The sequence below is a fragment of the Natrinema sp. CBA1119 genome, assembly GCF_002572525.1.
Classification (GTDB): domain Archaea; phylum Halobacteriota; class Halobacteria; order Halobacteriales; family Natrialbaceae; genus Natrinema.
In genome coordinates, this window is the sequence record NZ_PDBS01000001.1 from 594,230 (window position 1) to 616,113 (window position 21,884).

At 62.9% G+C, this 21,884-nt stretch carries 16 protein-coding genes and 1 tRNA gene; 13 read left to right on the forward strand and 4 right to left on the reverse strand.

Annotation, left to right across the window (positions count from 1 at the left end; all coding sequences use genetic code 11):
- Window positions 1-100: 100 nt before the first annotated feature.
- Complete coding sequence (locus tag CP556_RS02860; RefSeq protein WP_098724242.1) at window positions 101-739, reverse strand: AIR carboxylase family protein; 639 nt, start codon at window positions 737-739, stop codon at window positions 101-103.
- Window positions 740-816: 77 nt separating this feature from the next.
- Window positions 817-1,980, reverse strand: coding sequence for a 5-(carboxyamino)imidazole ribonucleotide synthase (locus CP556_RS02865; RefSeq protein ID WP_098724243.1), 1,164 nt, complete (start codon window positions 1,978-1,980; stop codon window positions 817-819).
- A 188-nt stretch (window positions 1,981-2,168) separates the two neighbouring features.
- On the opposite strand from CP556_RS02865, the gene CP556_RS02870 reads away from it, so the two are divergent.
- The 10 genes from CP556_RS02870 to CP556_RS02915 all read left to right on the forward strand — a co-directional run bounded on the left by CP556_RS02870 (window position 2,169) and on the right by CP556_RS02915 (window position 14,121).
- Window positions 2,169-2,969 carry a DUF4097 family beta strand repeat-containing protein gene (locus CP556_RS02870; RefSeq protein ID WP_255291394.1) on the forward strand — a complete coding sequence of 267 codons (801 nt, stop codon included), beginning with the start codon at window positions 2,169-2,171 and terminating at the stop codon, window positions 2,967-2,969.
- Between the two features lie 126 nt (window positions 2,970-3,095).
- The gene (gene ribH / locus CP556_RS02875) at window positions 3,096-3,527 is read left to right on the forward strand and encodes a 6,7-dimethyl-8-ribityllumazine synthase (protein ID WP_098724245.1); all 432 of its coding nucleotides are present in this window, start codon (window positions 3,096-3,098) and stop codon (window positions 3,525-3,527) included.
- Between the two features lie 7 nt (window positions 3,528-3,534).
- Window positions 3,535-4,680, forward strand: a complete 1,146-nt coding sequence (locus CP556_RS02880; protein WP_098724246.1) for a pyridoxal phosphate-dependent aminotransferase — start codon at window positions 3,535-3,537, stop codon at window positions 4,678-4,680.
- A gap of 123 nt (window positions 4,681-4,803) precedes the next feature.
- A complete protein-coding gene (locus CP556_RS02885; protein ID WP_098724247.1) occupies window positions 4,804-5,553 on the forward strand; it encodes an HNH endonuclease in 750 nt (249 codons plus the stop codon).
- A 231-nt stretch (window positions 5,554-5,784) separates the two neighbouring features.
- Window positions 5,785-5,887, forward strand: a tRNA-Gln gene (locus tag CP556_RS02890).
- 203 nt (window positions 5,888-6,090) lie between these two features.
- Window positions 6,091-7,428: a phosphoglucosamine mutase gene (gene glmM, locus CP556_RS02895; protein ID WP_098724248.1), complete on the forward strand. Its 1,338-nt coding sequence runs from the start codon at window positions 6,091-6,093 to the stop codon at window positions 7,426-7,428.
- Window positions 7,429-7,614: 186 nt separating this feature from the next.
- Window positions 7,615-9,300: an alkaline phosphatase family protein gene (locus CP556_RS02900; protein WP_098724249.1), complete on the forward strand. Its 1,686-nt coding sequence runs from the start codon at window positions 7,615-7,617 to the stop codon at window positions 9,298-9,300.
- A 330-nt stretch (window positions 9,301-9,630) separates the two neighbouring features.
- Entirely contained in the window at window positions 9,631-10,293 is a 663-nt protein-coding gene (locus CP556_RS02905; protein ID WP_098724250.1) for a helix-turn-helix domain-containing protein, read from the forward strand.
- Window positions 10,294-10,725: 432 nt separating this feature from the next.
- The gene (locus CP556_RS02910) at window positions 10,726-12,234 is read left to right on the forward strand and encodes a right-handed parallel beta-helix repeat-containing protein (RefSeq protein WP_176548104.1); all 1,509 of its coding nucleotides are present in this window, start codon (window positions 10,726-10,728) and stop codon (window positions 12,232-12,234) included.
- A 264-nt stretch (window positions 12,235-12,498) separates the two neighbouring features.
- Window positions 12,499-14,121, forward strand: coding sequence for an oligosaccharide flippase family protein (locus CP556_RS02915; RefSeq protein ID WP_098724251.1), 1,623 nt, complete (start codon window positions 12,499-12,501; stop codon window positions 14,119-14,121).
- A 376-nt stretch (window positions 14,122-14,497) separates the two neighbouring features.
- Here CP556_RS02915 and CP556_RS02920 read toward each other — a convergent pair whose 3' ends face one another.
- A complete protein-coding gene (locus CP556_RS02920; RefSeq protein WP_098724252.1) occupies window positions 14,498-15,763 on the reverse strand; it encodes a polysaccharide deacetylase family protein in 1,266 nt (421 codons plus the stop codon).
- A gap of 235 nt (window positions 15,764-15,998) precedes the next feature.
- Here CP556_RS02920 and CP556_RS02925 point away from each other — a divergent pair, with 235 nt between their 5' ends.
- Window positions 15,999-16,973: a glycosyltransferase family 2 protein gene (locus tag CP556_RS02925; RefSeq protein ID WP_098724253.1), complete on the forward strand. Its 975-nt coding sequence runs from the start codon at window positions 15,999-16,001 to the stop codon at window positions 16,971-16,973.
- A gap of 150 nt (window positions 16,974-17,123) precedes the next feature.
- Complete coding sequence (locus CP556_RS02930; RefSeq protein ID WP_098724254.1) at window positions 17,124-18,407, forward strand: PKD domain-containing protein; 1,284 nt, start codon at window positions 17,124-17,126, stop codon at window positions 18,405-18,407.
- A gap of 149 nt (window positions 18,408-18,556) precedes the next feature.
- Here CP556_RS02930 and CP556_RS02935 read toward each other — a convergent pair whose 3' ends face one another.
- On the reverse strand, window positions 18,557-19,882 hold the full coding sequence (locus tag CP556_RS02935) for a polysaccharide deacetylase family protein (protein WP_098724255.1): 1,326 nt from the start codon (window positions 19,880-19,882) through the stop codon (window positions 18,557-18,559).
- A 222-nt stretch (window positions 19,883-20,104) separates the two neighbouring features.
- Here CP556_RS02935 and CP556_RS02940 point away from each other — a divergent pair, with 222 nt between their 5' ends.
- The gene (locus CP556_RS02940) at window positions 20,105-21,808 is read left to right on the forward strand and encodes an asparagine synthetase B family protein (RefSeq protein WP_098724256.1); all 1,704 of its coding nucleotides are present in this window, start codon (window positions 20,105-20,107) and stop codon (window positions 21,806-21,808) included.
- The last annotated feature ends 76 nt before the right edge of the window (window positions 21,809-21,884 follow it).

Consider the following 21,884-nt stretch of genomic DNA (forward strand, 5'->3'; position numbering starts at 1 on the left):
GCACCGCTCACAGTGGCAGAGACACGCGGAATATCCTCCCCTCGGTACGGGCGACGGTACTGATCCCGGTCTCGGAGTTCACCGATACCGGTCCCGAGGCTTACCGATCTCGGTCCCGGAACGCCGGCGTCCCGGAGTCGTGAAGTTCTCGAGAGACGTCTCCGACGCCCTCGCGCAGCTCTTCGTGGTAGGCGACGAGTCGGTCACGAACCGACTCGTGCTGGCGGGCGAGAATCTGGGCGGCCGACAGCGCGGCGTTAAAGGACTTGCCGGCGTCGACCGCGACCAGCGGCGCCCCCGTGGGCATCCCGATGACGCTGTCGACGGACTTCTCCTGGACCGGAACGCCGATCACCGGCAGCGGATACGCGATCGATGCGGTCATGTTCGGGAGATCCGCGGATTTCCCGCCCGCACCGGCGATGATTACGTCGAGGCCCCGCTCTTCGGCCGTCTCCGCGTAAGTCGTCATTAAGTCCGGCGTTCGGTGAGCCGAGGTCACGTAGGTCTCGAACGTGAACCGTTCGGCGGGCGGGTTCTCGAAGTCGGTCTGCTCGGCAAAGCCGAGTTCGTCGACGAACGCGTCGTAGGCACCCCGGCGCGTCCCGCCGGTCATCATCGTCTCGAGGTCGGAGTCGCTACCCATGACGATCCCGACGTCCGGAGTTTCCTCGGACGGGCGATCCTGTTCGGCCTCGCGGTCCAGGCGCTCGATCAGTTCGCTGACGCTGTCGCTCATGGCAAGTGGTGGGCGGGCGAGCGACTTGAAACAGTGGCAAACGGACCGAGCGACCGGGACGACCTGCAGTCGGCTGGCTACGTCCGGAACGTCACGCGCTCCTCGAGGTCGCGGGCGGCCTCCAGTAACGCTTCGACGTCGGCGCCCTCGGTCTCGCCCGAGACGGTGACGTGGCCCATCTTGCGCAGCGGTCGGGCCTGCCGCTTGCCGTACCAGTGGAGATGCGCCGCGGGCGTCTCGAGGACGCGGTCGATGTCGCTCAACTCCGCGCGCCGTTCCTCGTCGACGTCGGCCAGCAGGTTCGTCAGAACGGTCGGCGAACGCAGCTCGGTCGACCCGAGCGGCCACCCCAGCACCGCCCGCGCGTGCTGTTCGAACTGCGAACTCTGGGCGCCCTCGATCGTCCAGTGGCCCGAGTTGTGCGGGCGCGGCGCGATCTCGTTGAGTAAAACGTCTCCCTCGCGCGTCTCAAAGAGCTCGATCCCGTACACGCCCCGTCCGTCCATCACCTCGAGCACGTCGCGCGCGACCGCGTGAGCGCGCTCGGTCACGGCCTCGCTCGAGCGCGTCGGAACGACGGTCTCCCGAAGGATCTCGTCCTCGTGGATGTTTTCCCCGATCGGGAAGGTCGCGATTTCGCCCTCGCCCTTGACCGCGATGACGGACACCTCGCGCTCGAAGTCGACGAACGACTCGACCATCGCGGGGCCGGCAACCGACTCGAGGGCGTCTTCGGCGTCGGATTTCGACTCGACGGGGACGTTCCCGCGCCCGTCGTAGCCCCCGGTGCGGGCCTTGAGCATCACCGGCGCGCCGTAGTCGTCGATCGCCTCGCGGACGTCGTCGGCGTCCTCGACCGCGCGGAACGGCGGCACCGGAACGCCGGCGTCCTCGAGGTCGCGTTTCTGAACGAGTTTGTCGTGAATGGTCTCGAGCGTCGACGGCTTCGGGTGAACGGGTGTGTCAGTGTCGTCGCTCACACGGTCCATCACGTCCTGATCCGCGAGTTCGATTTCGAACGTGAGGACGTCGGCGCGCGCGGCGAGTTCGCGGATTCCCGCCTCGTCGTCGAACCCGGCGACGATCTGGTCGCGAGCCACCGGCGCGGCGGGACAGTCCGGCGTTGGATCGAGCACGACCACCTCGATGCCCAGCGGCGCGGCCGCTTCGGCGAGCATCCGCCCGAGCTGTCCTCCGCCGACTACGCCGATCGTGGGTCCCGGCGTCCGTAGCGTCGTCATGCGCGCCGGTTCTCGTCGCCCGCGCTTAAGAATTCTCAAATGGGCCGTCGCTCGAGAGACGGTGTAGCGGCTTCGTTTTCCTATAAAAACCTTCGTGCAGAGTGCCCACCTCGGAAATCGGACGGTATTATATATCTATGTGGCAAGCTACAGAGAGGAATATGAAACCGAGCGTCTCGCGACGTCGTGTGCTCGCCGGAGGGGGACTGAGTGTACTCGCGTCGCTCGCCGGCTGCCTCGCGACGGGACGAGGTGAAACGGAGACCGTAACGGAAACGTACGAGACCGAGGATCTCAGTTCGCTCTCGCTCTCGGCCGAGAACGGTTCGGTCACCGTCGAGGGTGAACAGGGTGACACAGTCGAACTTCGGGGTCACAAAGCGGCCCCCACCGAGGACGCCCTCGAGTCGCTGTCGATCGAGACCAGTCGCGACGACGGACGTCTCGCGGTCGAAACGCGACAGGAGGACGTCCCGTTCCTGTTCGGTCCCGACCCGAAACTTGATCTCGAGGCGACGGTTCCCGACGGCGTTCGGGTGACTCGTGCGGCGACGACGAACGGTGATGTCGAGGTGCGAGACGTGACCGGCGAGCTGACGGCTGACACGACCAACGGAGAGATCGACGTCCAGGGGGTCGACGGGGCACTGGTCGCCGACAGTACCAACGGATCGGTTCGGGTGACCGGCGTCGACGGCGACGTTCGCGCGGACACGACCAACGGCGATATCGACATCACGGTCGCGGATGGCGACGGCGATTTGACGGCCGAGAGCACCAACGGCGCGGTCACCGTTCGCGCACCTCCCTCGCTCGACGCGACCGTCAGCCTCTCGACGACGAACGGAGAGGTCTCGCTCGAGGGGTTCGACGATTCGGAGGCCACGAGCGAGGATTCGATCGAGGTGACGCTCGGTGACGGGACACGTCGGCTGCGAGTCGACACGACCAACGGCGACGTCGTGGTGCAGAGCGAAAACGGCGGGTGAGGTCGCCAAACGGGAGGAAGCCGACATCGCAATTGAACGGACTGAACACTCATCCGGTGGCGGCGTGTCGGCACGCGGCCACCCGAGAACGGTACCTCTTTTACCCGCCCTCTCCACCGCTCGCTTATGACCGCGCTCGGACTGGTGGTCGCGGAATTCAACCGTCCGATCACCGAGCAGATGGAGCAGGAAGCGCTCGAGGCAGCCACCGCCGCGGGCGCCGAGGTGTACGAGACGGTCCGCGTCCCGGGAGTCTACGACGCGCCGCTGGCGGCCGACCGGCTCGCGCGCCGCGAGGACGTCGACGCCGTGGCCGTCATCGGGACGGTCATCACCGGCGATACCGACCACGACCAGGTGATCACGGACGCCACCGCCCAGGGACTCACCGACGTGAGTCTCGAGCGCGATACGCCCGTGACCCTCGGCGTGACCGGGCCCGGGATGTCCGCCGCCGAGGCGCGCGAACGCGTCGCAAACGCGGCGAAAGCCGTCGACGGCGCGCTCGATCTCGTCGACGAACTCCCCGACCCCAGTCCCGCTGCCGATTCAGACTAGATCCACAATGACGATGGAATTCACCGACCGCGTCAGCCGAGTCGAACCGTCCGCAACGCTTGCCATCTCCGCGCTCGCCACCGAACTCGAGGCCGACGGCGCAGACGTCGTCGACCTGAGCGTCGGCGAACCCGACTTCCCCACACCCGAGAACATCGTCGAGGCCGGCAAGGACGCGATGGATGCCGGCCACACCGGCTACACCACCTCCGCCGGCATCCTCGAACTGCGCGAGGCGATCGCCGACAAGCTGGCCGACGACGGCCTCGATCACGACTCGGACGAGATCATCGTCACGCCCGGCGCGAAGCAGGCACTGTACGAAATCGTCCAGGCGCTCGTCGGCGAGGGCGACGAAGTCGCCCTGCTCGATCCCGCCTGGGTCTCCTACGAGGCGATGGTGAAAATGGCCGGTGGGGATCTCACGCGCGTCGACCTTTCGGACTCCGACTTCCAGCTCGAGCCCGCACTCGACGACCTCGCGGCCGCGGTCTCCGACGAAACAGAACTGCTGATCGTCAACTCGCCGTCGAACCCCACCGGCGCGGTCTACTCAGACGCCGCGCTCGAGGGCGTCCGCGACCTCGCCGTCGAACACGACATCACCGTCATCTCCGACGAGATCTACAAGGAGATCACCTACGGCGTCGACCCGACGAGCCTCGGCACGCTCGAGGGGATGGCCGACCGCACGGTCACGGTCAACGGCTTCTCGAAGGCCTACTCGATGACCGGCTGGCGGCTCGGCTACTTCGCCGGCCCCGAGAAACTGATCGACCAGGCCGGGAAGCTCCACAGCCACTCGGTCTCCTCCGCGGTGAACTTCGTCCAGCACGCCGGTCTCGAGGCCCTCGAGACCGAGGACGCCGTCACGGAGATGACCGACGCGTTCGAAGAGCGCCGCGATCTGGTCGTCGACTTGCTCGCCGAGCACGATGTCGATGTCGCAGTGCCGGAGGGCGCGTTCTACATGATGCTCCCCGTTGCTGATGACGATCAGGCGTGGTGCGAGGGCGCGATCGAGGACGCCCACGTCGCGACCGTGCCAGGGAGCGCGTTCGGGACGCCCGGCTATGCGCGAATTTCGTACGCGGCGAGCGAGGAGCGGCTCGAGGAGGGGCTCGAGCGGCTGGCCGAGGAAGGCTACCTGTAACCGATTTCCGGCAGTTATCGGCAGTATCGTCACTTCCGGTATCCCGTGTTTTCGCTGCCGCAGCGCGCCGTCACAATTACGACCAGCCGCAGGTTTATATTCAATACCGGGGCCACCCCCTGCATGGATTGTCCGACGTGTGGGAAATCTCTCCGGACGACGCAAGGAATGCGACAGCATCACACGAAGGTACACGGTGATCCGCTTCCGAACCGAACGTGTAGCGGCTGTGAAACCGAATTCTACGATCCGAAAGCACAGCGAGACTACTGCGAGAGCTGTAATCCGAACGGTGGCGAACACAACGGAAACTGGAGCGATGCCACGGAAACTGCGGACTGTAAACGCTGTGGCTCGACGTTTTCGTACTATCCGTCGTCCAAGAAAGGCGTCTACTGTTCGGAGTGTGTCGAAGCTGCCGAGGGCCTCCTCCCGGACAACTACGCTGTAAAAGGCGATAGAATAACGGTACGGTGCCAGTCTTGTGGGAACGGCCTCGAGGTTCGTCCGGCGAGGGTCGACGAACAGAAACGGGGCTTCTTCTGTACGTTGGACTGTTATGGAGACTGGCTTTCGGAGAACGTCGTCGGCCCGGACCACCATCAGTGGGAGGGCGGGAGGATCGAATACGGCCGTACGTGGTGGCGTATTCGCCGGCGAGCACTCGAGCGGGACGCGTACACGTGTCAGCATTGTGGCGCAGAGAAGGCGGAACTCGAGCGGAACCCGGATGTGCATCATCCCCAGCCCGTTCGGTCGTTCGACGACCCTGAGGACGCACACACGATGGAGAACGTGATTTCCCTCTGCCGGAGCTGTCATCGACGAGCCGAGGAGGGACAGATAGCCGTTTCCCCTCACGCCGAAAAGTAACACTATTGTGATGCCGTCGTCTATTCCCTATCAGGAAGTCCCGTGGTGGTGAGCAGTTCCTCTGGAACTGCGATCCTCACGGGGCTTCAAACGCAGTGAGAAGTCCCGTGGTGGTGAGCAGTTCCTCTGGAACTGCGATCCTCACGGGGCTTCAAACGCAGTGAGAAGTCCCGTGGTGGTAAGCGAATCCTTTGGGTTCGCGAACGACACGGGACGACGAGTGAAACGAGGAGTCCCGTGGTGTAGTGGCCAATCATATGGGCCTTTGGACGTGTTCGGTACGCTCCGTCACGGAAGCAAGCCCATGACGGCGGTTCGAATCCGCCCGGGACTATGACATATATTTTATATTTATTTGACCGGGAGTCACATGGATACCTTCTCAGTCCACCACACGACTGACTGTATATCGCCGTCGTCACAGACATCGCGTCGATAGTATACCGAGAGACGATATTGTTCAAGAACGTTTACGGGAACACACCGTACTCGTCTAACACCTCTATAGTAATCCCTCCTGTCTCGAGGATAGTCACTATGTTCGGAACGAGTGGTATCCGCGGAACCGTCGGTGAGGAGGTAACGGCCGAGCTCGCGCTCGAGGTCGGTCGGGCCGTCGCGTCCGACGGCTACGATCGGGTCGTCGTCGGGCGGGACGCTCGAGAGAGTGGCAGGGTCCTGACCGGTGCATTGACCGCTGGATTGCGCGAGTGTGGCGCGGACGTGCTCGAGACGGGGGTTGCGCCGACGCCGACGATCGCGAGGGCGGTCCCGCGGGAGAACGCGGACGCGGGGATCGTCGTCACGGCCTCGCACAATCCCGCGCCGGACAACGGGATCAAACTCTGGGCCGCGTCGGGCAAGGCGTTCGATTCCGACCAGCGGGACGCGATCGCGACGCGAGTCGAGTCCGACGAGTACGACCTGCGGCCCTGGGACGGACACGGCTCGCTCGAGTCGCTCGAGGATTCGACGGATCAACACGCGACGGCGATAACCGAGTCCGTGTCGATCGACGACCCGCCGAGCGTCGCCGTCGACATCGGGAACGGGACCGGGGGGATAACCGCACGCGTGCTCTCGGAGCTGGGCTGTGATGTCGTCACGCTGAACGGACAGCGGGACGGACGTTTCCCCGGGAGACCGAGCGAACCGACTCGAGAGACCCTCGGCGACCTCTCCGCGCTCGTCGAAGCGACGGACGCCAGCGTCGGGATCGCTCACGACGGCGACGCCGATCGGATGCTGGCCGTCGACGAGACCGGCTCGTTCGTCCCGAAAGACGTGCTCCTGGCCCTGTTCGCACGCGAGACCGCGACGGACGGCGACGTGGTCGCCGCGCCGGTCGATACGAGCATGGCGGTCGACGACGCGCTGGCGGCCGTCGGCGCGTCGGTGAGCCGAACGCGGGTCGGCGACACGTTCGTTGCCGACCGCGCGACGCAGCCGAACGTGGTCTTCGGCGGCGAACCGAGCGGCGCCTGGATCTGGCCGGACGAAACGCTGTGTCCGGACGGTCCCCTCGCCGCGTGCAAGCTCGTGGAACTCGTTGCCGATCTCGGGCCGCTCTCGTCGCTCGTTGACGGCGTCGAGACGTACCCGATCCGCCGCGCGTCGGTTTCCGTCGAGGAGAAAATCGCGGTGATGAATCAGGTTCGCGATCGCGTCAGTGAACGATACGACGATGTCGACACGCTCGACGGCGTCTACGTCGATGTCGACGACGGCTGGATCCTCTTGCGCGCGAGCGGTACCGAACCGGTCGTCCGGCTCACGGTCGAAGCACGGGACGAGTCAAGAGCCGAACGACTGGAAGCCGATGCCGTCGGCATCCTCGAGACCGCGATCGCGACCATGGCCGGAATCCGATCGTGACTATCGATTAGTTAAGTTGTCAAATACGCTGCATTCAGGCCTCTGTGTCGGGTTTAACGCATCGATAATGAAGTGTGCTGTATCCTATGTCGAGTGTAGATACGTGGTGCAACGAACAACACTGCTGCCGTGGGACGACGGCAGCGGTCGAACGAAACTATTGGTTATAAACGGACAACAGAAACGATGACTCGGGCGTTTCGTCGTGACGACGCGACATCGACGGGGAGTACCGTGAGCGAATCGGACGGGCTGGACACGCTGCTCATCGGCATCGATGCGGGCTGTCTATCGGTGTTCGAACGGCTGTTCGAAGACGATCGAATTCCGGCCATCGAGGGGCTCTGCTCGGCGGGAGTGGCCGCGCCCCTCGAGTCGCAGATCCCGCCGTGGACGCCGAGCGCCTGGCCGTCGATCTATACCGGCGTCAATCCCGGCAAACACGGCGTGGTCGGCTTCGTCGGGTACGACGGGTACGACTGGCACGTGACGAGCAACGACGACGTCCACGAGCATCCGCTGTGGACGCTGCTGGATCGACACGACCGCTCGAGCGTCGTCGTCAACGCCCCGGTCACCCACCCGCCGGACGAGTTCGACGGTGCGGTCATCCCGGGATTCCTCGGCCCCGAGGACCCGCCGTGCCATCCCGACGGGCTCCTCGAGGAGGTCCGCGACGCGATCGGAGAGTATCGCGTCTATCCGAACTACACGCGTGACGACGACTCGCTTTCGGACGACGCGAAGATCGAGGAGTATCGGAATCTCATCCGAATGCGCGGGGAGGCGTTTCGCTATCTCACCGACGAGTTCGACCCGGACTTCGGGTTCGTCCAGTTCCAGAAGACGGACACGGTCTTCCACGAGCTCAGCGGCGAGAAACGGCACATCGATCCCGTCTACGAGGCGGCTGACGAACAGATCGCGTCGATCCTCAGGGCCTGCGATCCGGACCGCGTCTTCCTCGTGAGCGACCACGGGATGGGGTCGTACGACGGCTACGAGTTCCGGATCAACGAGTACCTTCGCGACGTGGGATTCCTCGAGACGACGACTGGCGGCAAGGGAATGCCGTCCTGGACGCCGATGCGCAGACGCCTGCGCGAGGGCGAGGAGTACGACACGTGGGAGCCGGGAACGGTCGCACGCGCGGCGTCTGTCGCCGCGCGATTCGGCGTTACCGCCCGGCGGGTCAGGACCGCGCTCGAGCGGGTCGGGCTTGCGGACGTCGCCATCGAGCACGCGCCGGGTGGAATCACTCGAACGGCGAACGAACAGGTCGACTTTGCCGAATCGGAGGCCTACGTTCGTGCCCGGACCGAACTCGGCGTTCGGATCAATCTCGAGGGTCGGGAGCCAAACGGCGTCGTTCCACAGGAGGAGTACGAGGAACTCCGAGAGAGCCTCATTCGAATGCTACAGGCCGTCGAGACGCCCGATGGCGAGCCGTTCTTCGAGACGGTCGCGCCGCGCGAGCAGTACTTCCACGGTGACGAAATCGACGAGACGGTCGACGTCGTCACGATCCCCGCTGACTTCGAACACATGCTCTCCGAGCAGCTGGGCGAGGGCGATTACTTCAGCCCGGCCGAACCCTGGAACCACAAGCTCGACGGGGTCTTCATCGCGGCGGGCGAGGGAATCGACGAAGACGCCGCGCTCGAGCGGGCGCACCTCTTCGATGTCGCGCCGACGATCATGGCTGCGATGGGGGTCCCCTACAGCGACCGCATGGACGGCACCGTCGTCCCCGTCGTCGATTCGGGCGAGTCGACGTCCTATCCGGAGTACGAGGAGGGCGAGGAGACGAACAGACCGGCAGCTGACGGAGACGTGACGGACCGGCTGGCCGATCTCGGATACATGAACTGAGACGGAGTTCGCCACCCGGACGGTTCGTGATTGTCGACTCGGTCGCGTCTCTCGGTCCTGTATGCCGACGCTCTGAACGGCGCCGATACTTCCTATCTTTAAACAGCGAGAGAATCCCGCCGTTTACGGCGGGATGATGTCACGGAACGGTCCGCTGGAACGGTGTACTGACGCACCCGCACGGTGAGTCGCAGGTGCGCCGGCACTGACTGGCAGAATTCGTCTGCTCTACCGAGCCGAGCGGGTCGATTTGGCCTACGACAACCCACTTACCCGCGTTATAAGTATGGGTTACTGGGGCCAATATCGGTGTACGACATCGATCTCTCAATGGGATTTATCGCAGCGATCCGCCTCGTCCACGACGAGCTTCCGTTAGTGCCGACGATCGAGCACCGATCGGGCGTGACGCTCCGCTACGAGTACGGAGCGATGACCGGCGAGCAACGCCTCCAGTTCGTCTCCGCATTCGGCGACGAGCACGAGGCCCTCGAGGAGGTAATGGCTGCGGATCCGACCATCGCGAATGCGACGTGCGTCGCGACGTTCGAGAATCGGTCGATCTATCGCGTCGTCGTCGAGACCGATCTCGAGATCGTTCCCGATCGCTGTGCCGAAGCCGGCCTGTTCGCCTTTCGAATCACGAGCGCTGAGGGTGGCTGGTGCGCACGGGTTCATCTCCCCGATCGCGACGTGCTGTCGGCGTTCCGGAGCCAGTGTCTCGATCGGGGCATCTCGTTTCACGTGAACCACCTGTACGACTCGTCGGTCTCCGACGAGCAGACCTACTTCTTGACCGAACGACAACACGAGATCCTCACGATGGCCTACTACGCCGGCTACTTTGAGGTCCCACGCGGGGCGACGCAGGACGATCTCGCTGGTCGGCTCGATATCTCGGATTCGGCGGTCTCCCAGCGGATACGGCGCGCCGTTTCCGAACTGATCGCCGCGACGCTCGAGAACGATCGCGCGCCAGACGAATACGGATAGATCGGTCGACACTAAATATACTGATAATTGATAATTCACGATAAATAACTGCAGTACAGTATAATGATCAGGTCCGATATCGGCATTTAAAGAGCTGTTAAAGTCCATCTAACGGCGAAGAGTCGTCTGCACCCAGCTAATTCCCGTTCCTAATTGTATGTTGGTCAACCATTTCAAAAATAGGACTTGTATGCCCCTATCGATAACAGGAATCACATTCTTACTTAAAAGCTTGCTATCCGAATCCATAGATACTGGACCCCATCATCACTCACAACGAAGTGACTTTCAATGTCGGATAGAAGTGGTATGCAGCGCTCGAATCGTGACGTTTCTCGTGGCTCTCGGTTAGTCGAGGGGAATGACGGTCAGCCGTCTTCCGAGGGAGGACCTTCGAAAACACAGTCGAGACGTCGGTTTCTGGGAGGAACAGTGGCGGCATGTGCCGCCGGAATCGGACTGACGTCAACAGCCACCGCGTCCGCAGATCGGTATGGACACTACTACGACGACTACGCGACCGTCGTGGACGTGACCGAGGCCGGCGCGGACGATACCGGCTCGGAATCGATCACGCCCGTGCTCGAGAAACTCCGAGATGACGATACACTGCTCGTGTTTCCCGAAGGGGAATACTTCATGGACGAGCAGTTCAGATTCACCGGTTTCGATAACTTCGGCGTCGTCGGCGAGAACGCGACGCTGGTTCCGGCGGACTTTCACGAGTTCAATGGCCCGCGGTATCGTCTCTTCCGGCTCGGCGTGTCGTCAAGACCCGGTGGTCGCGTTCGATTCGAAGGGTTCGACGTCGACCAGCGGGCCCCCGACACGGGGATCCGAACGATCGAGACGTACGCCTCCGAGCGCCTCGAAGTGCGGGACATCACCGTCCACGGCCAACACGATAGCGGGACCTGGGGACCCGGACTGTTCAACATTACCGATCCCGACGGCCGAGGTATCGTCGAACGATTCCGCGTTCCGGACGGCGCCGCGTGGATCAACAACACCCCGAACGCGGGTAACAACTGGCGTGGACCGATCGGTATCGAGGCCACGCTGAACGAGGGGACGCTCACGTTCAAGAATTGTTGGGTCGGGCCGTTCCCGAGCAACGGACTCTACGCGTCGGGCGGCAACGGCAAGATCATCGTCGAGGGCGGCTGGTACTGGGACAGTAACGGGGCAAACGTTCGCGTCGGCGGCACCCACAGCGAAATTCGGTGGCCGACAGTCGAAATCAAATCGAGTCGACCGGAGGACACGATCCAGCGGGGGATTCGGGTCGAAAACGGTCGCGATTTCAAGATTCATGGTGCAGCCGTCAATATCACCTCCCCCATGCCGTCCAGTCACGCGATTTCGGTAATGAACACCTGTGAGAGCGCCCGTATCGAGAGAACAACGCTCGATATCCGTGGCGAAGACGTGAACCACGGGATCGTCTGCTCACCCGTCTCTGGAGACACGACGATCGTCGACACGACGATCACCCACGAGGCCTCGGGCGGCTATCCGCTGTGGATACAGGACAGTGACAGCAGCGGACGGGTTCTCGCCGAGTACCTCACGATCGACGGGCAGGCGGGCGAGGACGGCGGTTTCCGCGACGGAATTCGCTGCGAACGGGACAACTGCCGATTCAACGTCGTCGACATCAAGCAACAGGGTCGCGCCGGTGTGGACCGGAACGCGATCGTCAACACGAGTGCGGACCTGACGGTCTACCGATCCAACCTGCGTGCCAGCAAGTATCCGTACATCGATATCGGCTCCGGATCCCTCGTTCTCGATTCGGACCTCGAATCGTCGTCCGGTCTCGAGGCCGCCTGTCTCTACGCGTCGTGTGATAGCCCGGCGTTCAAGGACAACAGACTGGTCAACGGGATCCGTAACTTCGGTGCGAGCGACGTCACGACCTGGAAGAACACGTACCAGTAGTCGGCGACGCGCGGCCGCTATTGGTATCCGTTTTCCGTCGATTCTTCTCCCCGTTCTCCCGTTTCTTCATCGCTGACTCTCGCCATTTCTCCGTTGCGCATCCACAACTATATCTCCGTGAATACGGCTCTCGAGGCCATTTAGCCCCCGTATAATAACGCCACGCTGTGGACACCGTCTTCGTACAGTGAGTACGTCGGATCGTGACCGATCGTCGGCAGGGATGGCTGTCGATTGGCAGCTCGAAGGAATCAGGGGGAAACCGTGAACAGGAGTATTACGAGCGGCGTCGTCTCGGTCGTCAGCGCGAAAATCGTCGCACTGGTCGTCACTGCGCTTTCGACGCCGCTGCTGTACCGATTTCTCGGTGCGTCGGCGTTCGGCGAGTACGCGTTTTTGCTGTCCATCTTCGCGATCTACATGATCTTCGTCAGTTCGGGGATCACGGACGGTGTCCGAAAGTTCCTCGCCGAGGACCGCACTGTGGCGAACTGGAGCGAACACGTCGTCGGCTTTTATTTCCGGCTGGCGATCTTGCTGGCCGGTCTCGGGGCGCTCCTGCTGGTACTCGCGACCAAGTTCGGGCTCGTCGGCTTCGCCTTCGGCTCCGAGCTGACGATCTACTTCTACGTCCTCGCGGCGCTCGTTATTACGGCACAGTTCCGTGACTTCGGACGGAAGACGCTCATGGGGTTCGGCCTCGAGCGATACTCGGAACCGCTCAAGGTTCTCGACAAAGTTGGCTTCGTCGCAGTCGCAATCCCGCTAACCTACCTCGGCGTCGGTGTGATGGGCGCGCTCGCAGGGCATCTGTTCGCGAGTCTCCTCGTCGGCGTGGTCGGACTCCTCCTCGTTCACCGACGGATTTCGCTGTCGTCCGTCTTCTCTAGCCCGACAGAACGGTTTCCCCGGACGGAGATGCTCACGTTCAACTCGATGAGCATTGCGCTGATTTTCCTGATGATGTCGCTCTATCACATCGATATCATCATGCTCAACCGGTTTCAGTCGGATTCGGCGGTCGGTAACTACAAGGCAGCGCTGACGATCGCCGAGTTCCTCTGGTTCGTCCCGATGGCGATCCAGACGGTGTTCGTCCACTCGACATCAGAGCTGTGGTCGCAGAACCGCTATCAAAAGATTTCGGAACTCGTCTCTCGGACGACGCGCTATACGTTTCTGCTGACGGCCGTCATGGCCGTCGGACTCGCGGCGCTGGCAGACGTCGCCGTCCCGATCTACTTCGGTGCTGAGGCCGAACCGGCGATCACGCCCCTGTTGCTGTTGCTCCCCGGCGCGCTCGGGTTCGCGATCGCGCGACCGATTCTCGCGGTCTCACAGGGGGAAGGAACGCTTCGGTATCCGGTCATAGCCACCGGCGGCGCGGCTCTGGTCAACCTGGTGCTCAACCTCGCCCTTATTCCACCGTTTGGAATGCGAGGCGCGGCCGTCGCGACCAGCATCGGATACGGGTCGATGTTCGTCTTCCACTGCTGGAGCGCCCGACTCGTCGGCTTCGACCCACTCGCGGATGCCCGGCTCAGTCGGGCAGCACTGACAACGCTCCTGGCAGCCGTCCCTATCGTTGCCCTCTCGACGGCAATCACGAATCCGTGGATTGCGCTCGCAGTCGTTCCACCCGTCGGGTTCGGAATCTTCATCACGTTCGCCTTGCTGGTCGGAGCGATCGATATAGCAGAACCGTTCGAGATACTGTCCCTATTTCCCGATCCGATCGGCGCGAAAGCGGACGGCATTACCACCCGTCTCGTGAACAGAGAGACCGACGGCTCGGGCCGTAACTGGTTGCAGAGTCTGCTGTTCCTCGCTGGACTGTCGTTGTTACTCTCGGGGCTCGCGTTCGGGATCCTTGATCCCGGAATGTGACAGTCTCCTCGCCGTAAACGGAGGGAGCAATGCTCCCTCACGCAGTCGAGCGTAGCCCGACGACTGCGAGGCGTCCCCTCATGGAGAATACCAGTCAGTCGTCGTCTCCAGACTCGTCGGTTCCAACCGGCTGCCCGAGACCTTCGGTTTGGTGAACGCAAAGAAAGAGTTCCAACTCTGTAACCCCCGTGAGCGTCATCTACAAGGGCTTCTCGCTCGTCTCACAGTGAGCCGTGGCTGTGTTACGGAAATGCGAGGAGAAAACCCCGTCCAGAAGGGCGGAGAGGATGTCAATGTGACTGACTGGCAACACAAGCAGAACTTCGGGCTGTTCAGCGGTCGATGGAGACACTCCTCGAGCCACCATCGGTCCACGTTACGATTCTAACAGGTCGGTCGCGCTCACGACCTCGACGTTCTGCCCGTCGATGTACTCGAGGACGCGTTCGAACTCGCGTTCACTGATGCCGTCTTCGGTCCCGATATAATCGAACTGCAACACCGCGAGCTGGCCGTACTTGGCGGCGTAGTCGACGTACGTTTTCGTCTCGTCTCCGGCACCGCCGGCGAAGAATCCCACGTTGTAGGGGTCGGTGAGCGCCAGCCCGTTCGGACCGCCGCCGAACCGAAACGCCTGTTCGTGGTGTTCCTCGACGAGGTCGCGAGCGGTCGGGCTGAGCACGTTCCGCGGGGTGATAAAGTGCTTCGCGCCGTCCTCGAAGCCGCGGCTCTCGAGATACAGTTTCGTGTCTCGAATCATCCGCGCTTGCTCTTTAGAGGGGTATTCGTGGAGGAAGTGAGCGCCGGTTCGCGGCCGGGCCGCCATGTCCCAGCCCGCGTCGCTCAGTTCCTCGAGCCTGTCGATCGTGAGCCGATCGCCCTGCCCGACTGCTTCGGGCATGACCGCTTCGACGCCCGCGTAGCCGTAGGTATCCATCCGTTCGAAGGCCTCCGCGTAGTGGCTCTCGAACATCCCGTCGAACAGGAGCATTACCTTGCCCGTTGCCGGACGATCGACGACGCGAAGGTCATCGACCTGGCAGTCGATCGAGCCGGACGTGTCACCGCGCCGGCGAGCGGTCAGTCGAATCTCACTGACGTCCGTCAAATCCGGCTCCCCCTCGATCTGACCGGTGCCGAAGTCGACGCGTACCCATCGATCGGACGGTCCGATGAGCGTTCGTTGCAGCACGTACGCGTTTCGCGAGTTCGGTGCGAACAGCTCGAGCGAGAGCCGGAGCTGTTCGCGGCCGGTGAACTTCACGGCGAGCGAGAGGTTCGAACCGCGCAGGTCCAATCCGTCGACGGCCTTGTAGATCGCCGCGTGCTCCGTGTCCTCGCTCGCGGTGAGGCGAGCCGACTGCGATCCGCCGTACGGATCGTCGGTCCCGGCCTCGAGGGTGCCGCCGTCGATCATCGCGATCCAGTCGTTGAGGGACTCGAAGTCATCGATCGATTCCCCAGGAAGCGCCGGCAGTCCGTCAGTGCCCGACTGACCGTCGTCTCCGTTCGGCGTCGACCCCGCCGGCGACGAGGTATCGTTGCCACGCCACTCCCGCAACTGAGAGAGACAACCGGAGAGTCCGAGCGTTCCAGCCGCTGCAACGGTCGTCACAAACGATCGTCGGTTTCTGTTCGTCATCACCCACGTCGACGGATCGTTTGATCTTTCTTATACAGTTGTTAGCCGGCCCCTGTCAACCGATGAGACCGATCGGCTGTCCCCGGACGACGACCGGTTGCTGCAGCTCTACCGATTCGCCTCAGCGTGTCGGTACCGACGGCGCTGCGTGCACGCCACCGCGAGAGACGATACCGACGGCCAACGGCGTTTATCCACGTGATAATAAACCGATCGGGAGAGGTACGACCGGTAAATGACTCGAGTCAGCGTCATCATCCCGACGTACAACAGAGCGGCGACGCTTGGACGCGCGATCGACAGCGCGCTCGAACAGACAATCGACGACCTCGAGGTCGTCGTGGTCGACGACGGTTCGACCGACGACACCGAGTCAGTGCTGGCCGGGTACGAGGATCCGCGAGTTCGGACGATCATCCACGCGACCAACCAGGGTGCAAACGTCGCCCGGAACACGGGACTCGAACACGTACGCGGGGAGTACGTCGCCTTCCTCGACTCGGACGACGTCTGGCACCCCGCGAAACTCGAGCGCCAGCTCGCGGCCCTCGAAGACCGCTCGAGCATCTGGGTCGGGGCCTACTGTGACACGACGTACGATCTGTCGGGAACGAGCGGCTGGCTCCGGTCGACCGCCGCGTCCGCGCTCGCTCGAGGGGACGACGATCCCACGAAAGAGGGCGGCGAGGAGCTGGTCGGTGAGATCCTTGCGGACAATGTCCAGCCCGGAGCCGGTTCGACGCTGCTCGTCCGCACGGCGGTCGCCAGGGACGCCGGCGGTTTCGACGAGGAACTGGATCGGTTTCAGGACCCGGAGTTCTGTCTACGCGTTCTCGAGCAGGGGAAGCTCGCCTGTGTCGACGACGTTCTCGTCCACCGTGACGATACCGGCCACCCATCAGCCGACGTCATTAAAAACGCGAGCAGGCAGTATCTCTCGGCGTACGAAGACGAGGTCGAACGCTTCGAGAACGAGGGGTATGAGATTCGCTCGAGCCACGAACTCATCCTCGCGAAGCGATACCTCGCAGAGGGACGATTCCTGCGAGGGGCGTGGCACTTGCGGAACGCCGCCACGTCGCCGCGGTCGTACCCCGGTATCTGCTGGGTCACCGGCACCGGGGTTCGACGGCGACCGCTTCCAGTCGTTTTCACCCTCGGCTTCCTGCTTGTCGCTCTCATATTCGGTCAGCGCGCACGTTCTCAGTGAACGCGCCCGTTCGCGGCCGATCGTTTTCGATTCGGGACGAGCGCAGCGTGCGCGTTCTCTCGACGCGAACCATTGCAGAACCGAAACGGATCCGTTTTCATCGGTTATCGCACCTGTAGTAAAGCCGACCGCAACCGACGGGCCGGACGGATGAGACGCGATTCACTTTCACGAAGATCTGTACTGGGCGCGACAGCCGGTTTTGCACTCGCGAGTGCAAGTGCTGCCGGCGTCGTCGGCGGTGCGATCCAAAACGAGGAGGGAAGCGTCAGTCGAGACTCCATCGTCATCCGGGAGGGAACGGACGAGGAGACGACGGCGTACGTGACGACTGCGGATACCGACGGGCCGACAGCGATCGTCGTCGGCGGAATGCACGGAAACGAGACTGCGGGCTATACGGCCGCGGGCCGGATCGCCGACTGGACGATCGACGCCGGCACGCTCGTGGCGATCCCCGAGGCGAACGCCGTTGCGATCGAGCGCGGGACCAGGAACGACGACGAGGGGAACAACCTCAATCGGCAGTTCTCCGAGGGGGAGACGCCGGGGACGGCACTCGCACGCGCTATCTGGGAGGTCGTCAGCGAGTACGACCCGGACATCCTGATCGATCTCCACGAATCGACGGGGATCTACGCGGGCGACCCCATGGACGGGGTCGGGCAAGCGATTTTCCACTCCAGCGGTGATGAGGCGGCTGCCGCCGCGGATGCGGCCGACTACGTCACTCGGAACTACGTAGACAACCCCACTCGCGCGTTCCAGACCGGCCCGTTCTCCATGCCCGACACCGACCCGAGCGGCTTGCTCGCTCACAAGGCCGCGCGTGATCTGAACGCCGACGGGTTCCTCGCCGAGACCGTTTCAACCGATGTGGAACTCGAGACCCGTGTCCAGTGGCACACGGCTATCGTCGAGCGGCTTTTGGAGGGCGAATTGCTCCTCGAGGACTCCGACAGCGGCAGTCCTCCTGAAGCGCCGATTGACGAGGAGCCGGCGGAGTCCAAACCCGAGCCCGAACCTGAACCCGAGCCCGTGGACAACGACGTTGACGACGATACCGAAGCGTCCGGAAACGAGGCCGACGATGAGGCCTCGAACGAGGACGGCGACGAGTCCTCGGGCGACGATAGTGCGAGCACAAGCAATGAGTCACCGACCGCGAAGATCGAGGTCCGTCCGACGTGGACCAGCGAAACGGCGCTCGAGCCGGGTCAGACGGTCACGCTCGACGCGTCGAGGTCGTCCGATCCGGACGGCGAACTCGTTGACTACGAGTGGTGCGTCGGCAACGACGGCTCGTTCGACGAGACCGGCGAGACGATCGAGGTGACGGTCAGCGCACCCGGCGAACACCCGGTCGTGTTGCGCGTCGTCGACGGCGGCGGCTCGACTGACACTGACCGGATTACGCTCGCGACGAACTGCTGAGCCGCTGGGTGTCGGGCCGACCGCACCGATGGCGGCCACGGCCGGAGCACCGTTGCTTCCGGCTCGGAAACAGCGGCAATCTCTCCCTGACACCATCCGTTTCGAGAAGTAGTCCGCGCGCACCGAGCGGGTGAACCGATCGTCGCCGATCAGCGATTGCTTGTTCGCATCTTCCAGAGATCGTCGAAGGTGATGACCTCGACGTCGGCGCTATCGATGTGCTCGAGTAATGTCTCGTAGTCGCCCTCTGGCATCGTGTTGTTGGCATCGAAGGCGTGGAAGTTCAGGATCGTACACTGGTTGTGCGCTGCGGCGAGATCGACGCACCGTTTCGAGATCTCGAGGTCGTGCCCGATCGTCCGCGGTAACGCGAGCGGATCGAAGCCGTAGACGTTCGTCGTGTTGACGTCGCCGGCCTGATTGAAGCCGCCGCAGTAGTGGTATTTAGCGGTTTGCTCGAGGCTCGTCTTATCGTAGCTGTTGTGCGGGTAGACGATGTAGTTCGCCCCTTCGAACCCGTTGTCGATGTACCACTGCTTGTCCGCCTTGAGTCTGCCTTCGATTTCCGATCCGTCGGTTTCAGCTATCGGATCGTGTGTCCCGTGGACGACGATCTGATCGCCCGCCTCCTGGCGCTCTATGAGCTCCGAGCGCGACATGGTTCCGTCTTCGCCCTGTTCAACCCACCGCGGAACCGGTGCCTGCACCGTCTGGAACCCGTACTCGTCGTGGAGCGGCGCGGCCGTCTCGTAGTAGTCGAGCATCCCGTCGTCCCAGCTCAGCATGACGTACCCCTGATCGGGCGTCTCGTGCGTGCGCAGGTCGTCGATCCAGACCTCGGCCTCCGGCATGGAGTGAAGCAACTGAATCTCGAGCCGATCGAGGTTATCGAGGTCGGGTTCGTACTCGCTCTGCTGGAATACCCCGGGGCTCGCCCGGAACCAGCCGATGTCGGGCGAACGGTACGTGATTTCGCGGAGCGAGTACACTTTCGAGCTTCCGAACCGGTCGACGAGACGCAGGTTGACCGTGATGCTCTCTGGCGTCGTCGTCCGGATGGCGAAAGACAGGTCCGTCTCCGTCATGTCCTCGCCCCCGAGACTTCGCTGGGCGACGACATTCTCGCTACCGTTCGACTGGAGCTTGAAGCTCTGCTCGCCGGCGAAGACGGTGTCCGTGTCCGCTTCGCCCGACCCCTGCTCGACGGTCCAGGGCTCGAGATCGCTGAAGTCGTCGAACGACTTTCCGGGTTGGCGAAGCCGTTCTCTGCTGTTGAATTCCGTTTCGAGCGGCGGAACGCCGTCAGCCAATCCCGGTACCGAGTCGTCCGAATCGTCCGTCGTTTCGTCCGATGAGTCCCCGTTCCCCGTGCCGGTCGCAGACCTGATCTGATCTGCACAGCCCGCCATTCCGGTGAGACCGGCTGCACCCGACAGTGCGAGGAACCGTCGTCGTGTCGCGCGTTTCCGTGACATTAGCGATCCGATGGTACTGCCAGCAATCCTATTATTATAGATCTAATAGTCGGGATCGGGGGCCGCTCGTATCGGCGCTCGACGGCCGTTTCAGTACTTAACAGTCGCATAGTTATTGAGAACACCTGCGGAGGAGATTACGAAGGCGTCCGTACATGGGGGTGTGGGGAGAGGCGTATTCCACGCTCCGACCGGACGCCGTCTACGCGGTGGTCTTCGACGATGAACAGGGAACTCTTCGGTGTATTCGGCGGTATTGACGCGTTCGAACGGTTCAGATCCAGTGATGACTTCGACGAAGTACTCACCGGATCGACCGTCACGGTCGGAATCAGGGATTCCGATCTCGGGACGCCCGGTTGGAGCGCGACATACTCTCGCGACGACGGCTACTGCCTCATCTGGGGGGAAGCGTACGTTCCCGACGACGAGCCCAACACCGCTCGCTGGCTCCTCGAACACTACGAGTCGGCGGGAATCGACGCACTAGAGCGCCTCAACGGATCGTATCTGGCCGTGATCGACACCGAAGCGAGCGATGAGGCATTCGTCGCGACGGATCCGATTCGATCCCGAGAGTGCTTTTACACCGACGAGTCCGGAACTCGCGTTTTCGGAACCGATTCCGCCGAAGTCGCACGCACGATTACGGATCCGACGCTGCATCGGAACGGAATTCTCGAGTTCCTGCACCTGGGAGTGACGCTCGGCGAAAAGACGGCCGTCACGGGACTACACCGACTCCCGATCGACAGTCGACTCGCGCCCGCGTCGGTCGACTCGCTCGAACGGTTCGTCTACGACCCACAGTCGTCTTCGGAATTCAACGTGGTCGACGAACTCGCCGATCGCCTCGAACGAGCGATCGAACGGCGGTCGTCGCTGCCCGGACAAAAGGGCATTCTCCTCTCGGCGGGCTACGACTCGCGGATCGTCCTCTCACAGGTCGACGATATCGACTGCAGTTACACGGTCGGCTCACTGGACGCACAGGAGGTCCAGGCTGCGAGATCGCTCGCTGCTCAGTACGGCACGAGTCACACCGCCTTCCCACCGGACGAGCGGTATCTCCGGCCCGACGAGTCGAAGATCCCGTACTCACAGGGAATCAAGGAATCATTGCACATCCACCACGCCGGCTATACGGACGAGATCGGCGTCGATACGATGTATCACGGCCTCCTCTGTGACACGTTCTTCCGGGGGCATTTCACCGCCTCGAAGACCGTCGATGTCCTCGACAAGCGTATCCCGACCGGCGGACTCGAGTCCGATCCCGACCCCGTCGAGGTGTTCCTCGAGAAGTTCGGGTACAACCACGACGCCAGCCTCGAGTTGGCCGACAGAACGTCCTTCGATGTCGATCCGGACGCGTTCGTCAGGGCGGCCATCGCCGACGAATTCGACTCGAGACGGTCGCGTGCGGATCAAATACAGAACGCGCTGTCCTGTTGTGGCATCGCGAACCAGCCGTCGATACCGTTTCACAACCACCTCTCCGATCACTTCGTGACGTCGTTTCTGGCGACGGATCGCGAACTGATCGACTGGCATCTCCGGACGCCGCCGGAACACCGAACGACGGAAACGTTCCTCCGCGCGTGCGAGCGGGTCGACAACGATATCCTGCGACACAGACCCCCCGATCGACCGTACGATGCGACGCTACTCAACGAGGTCGAAGGGTTCGTTCGCCGGAAGACGCCGTTTCTCTCGTCATTCGAACCGCCCTGGCCGGACCGAAAAACGCTCTTCGAACGCCACGACTTCGATCGGCGGCTACTGGGCGACCTCGAGCACGTCCACGGCCTGCCAGCCAGACACAAACTCAGGCTCACTGATCTCCACGGGTGGCTCGAGTGCAAGTCGGAGTTACGGGAGCAACTACTCCCGTGGCTCCGACCACCGGCTCCGGTAGTCGCGTAACCGTTCGACTCGCCCCGACGAGTGACGGGGACGAATAGATTTCGACTCTAACAGCCACCGTTGAAAACGCTCTAAC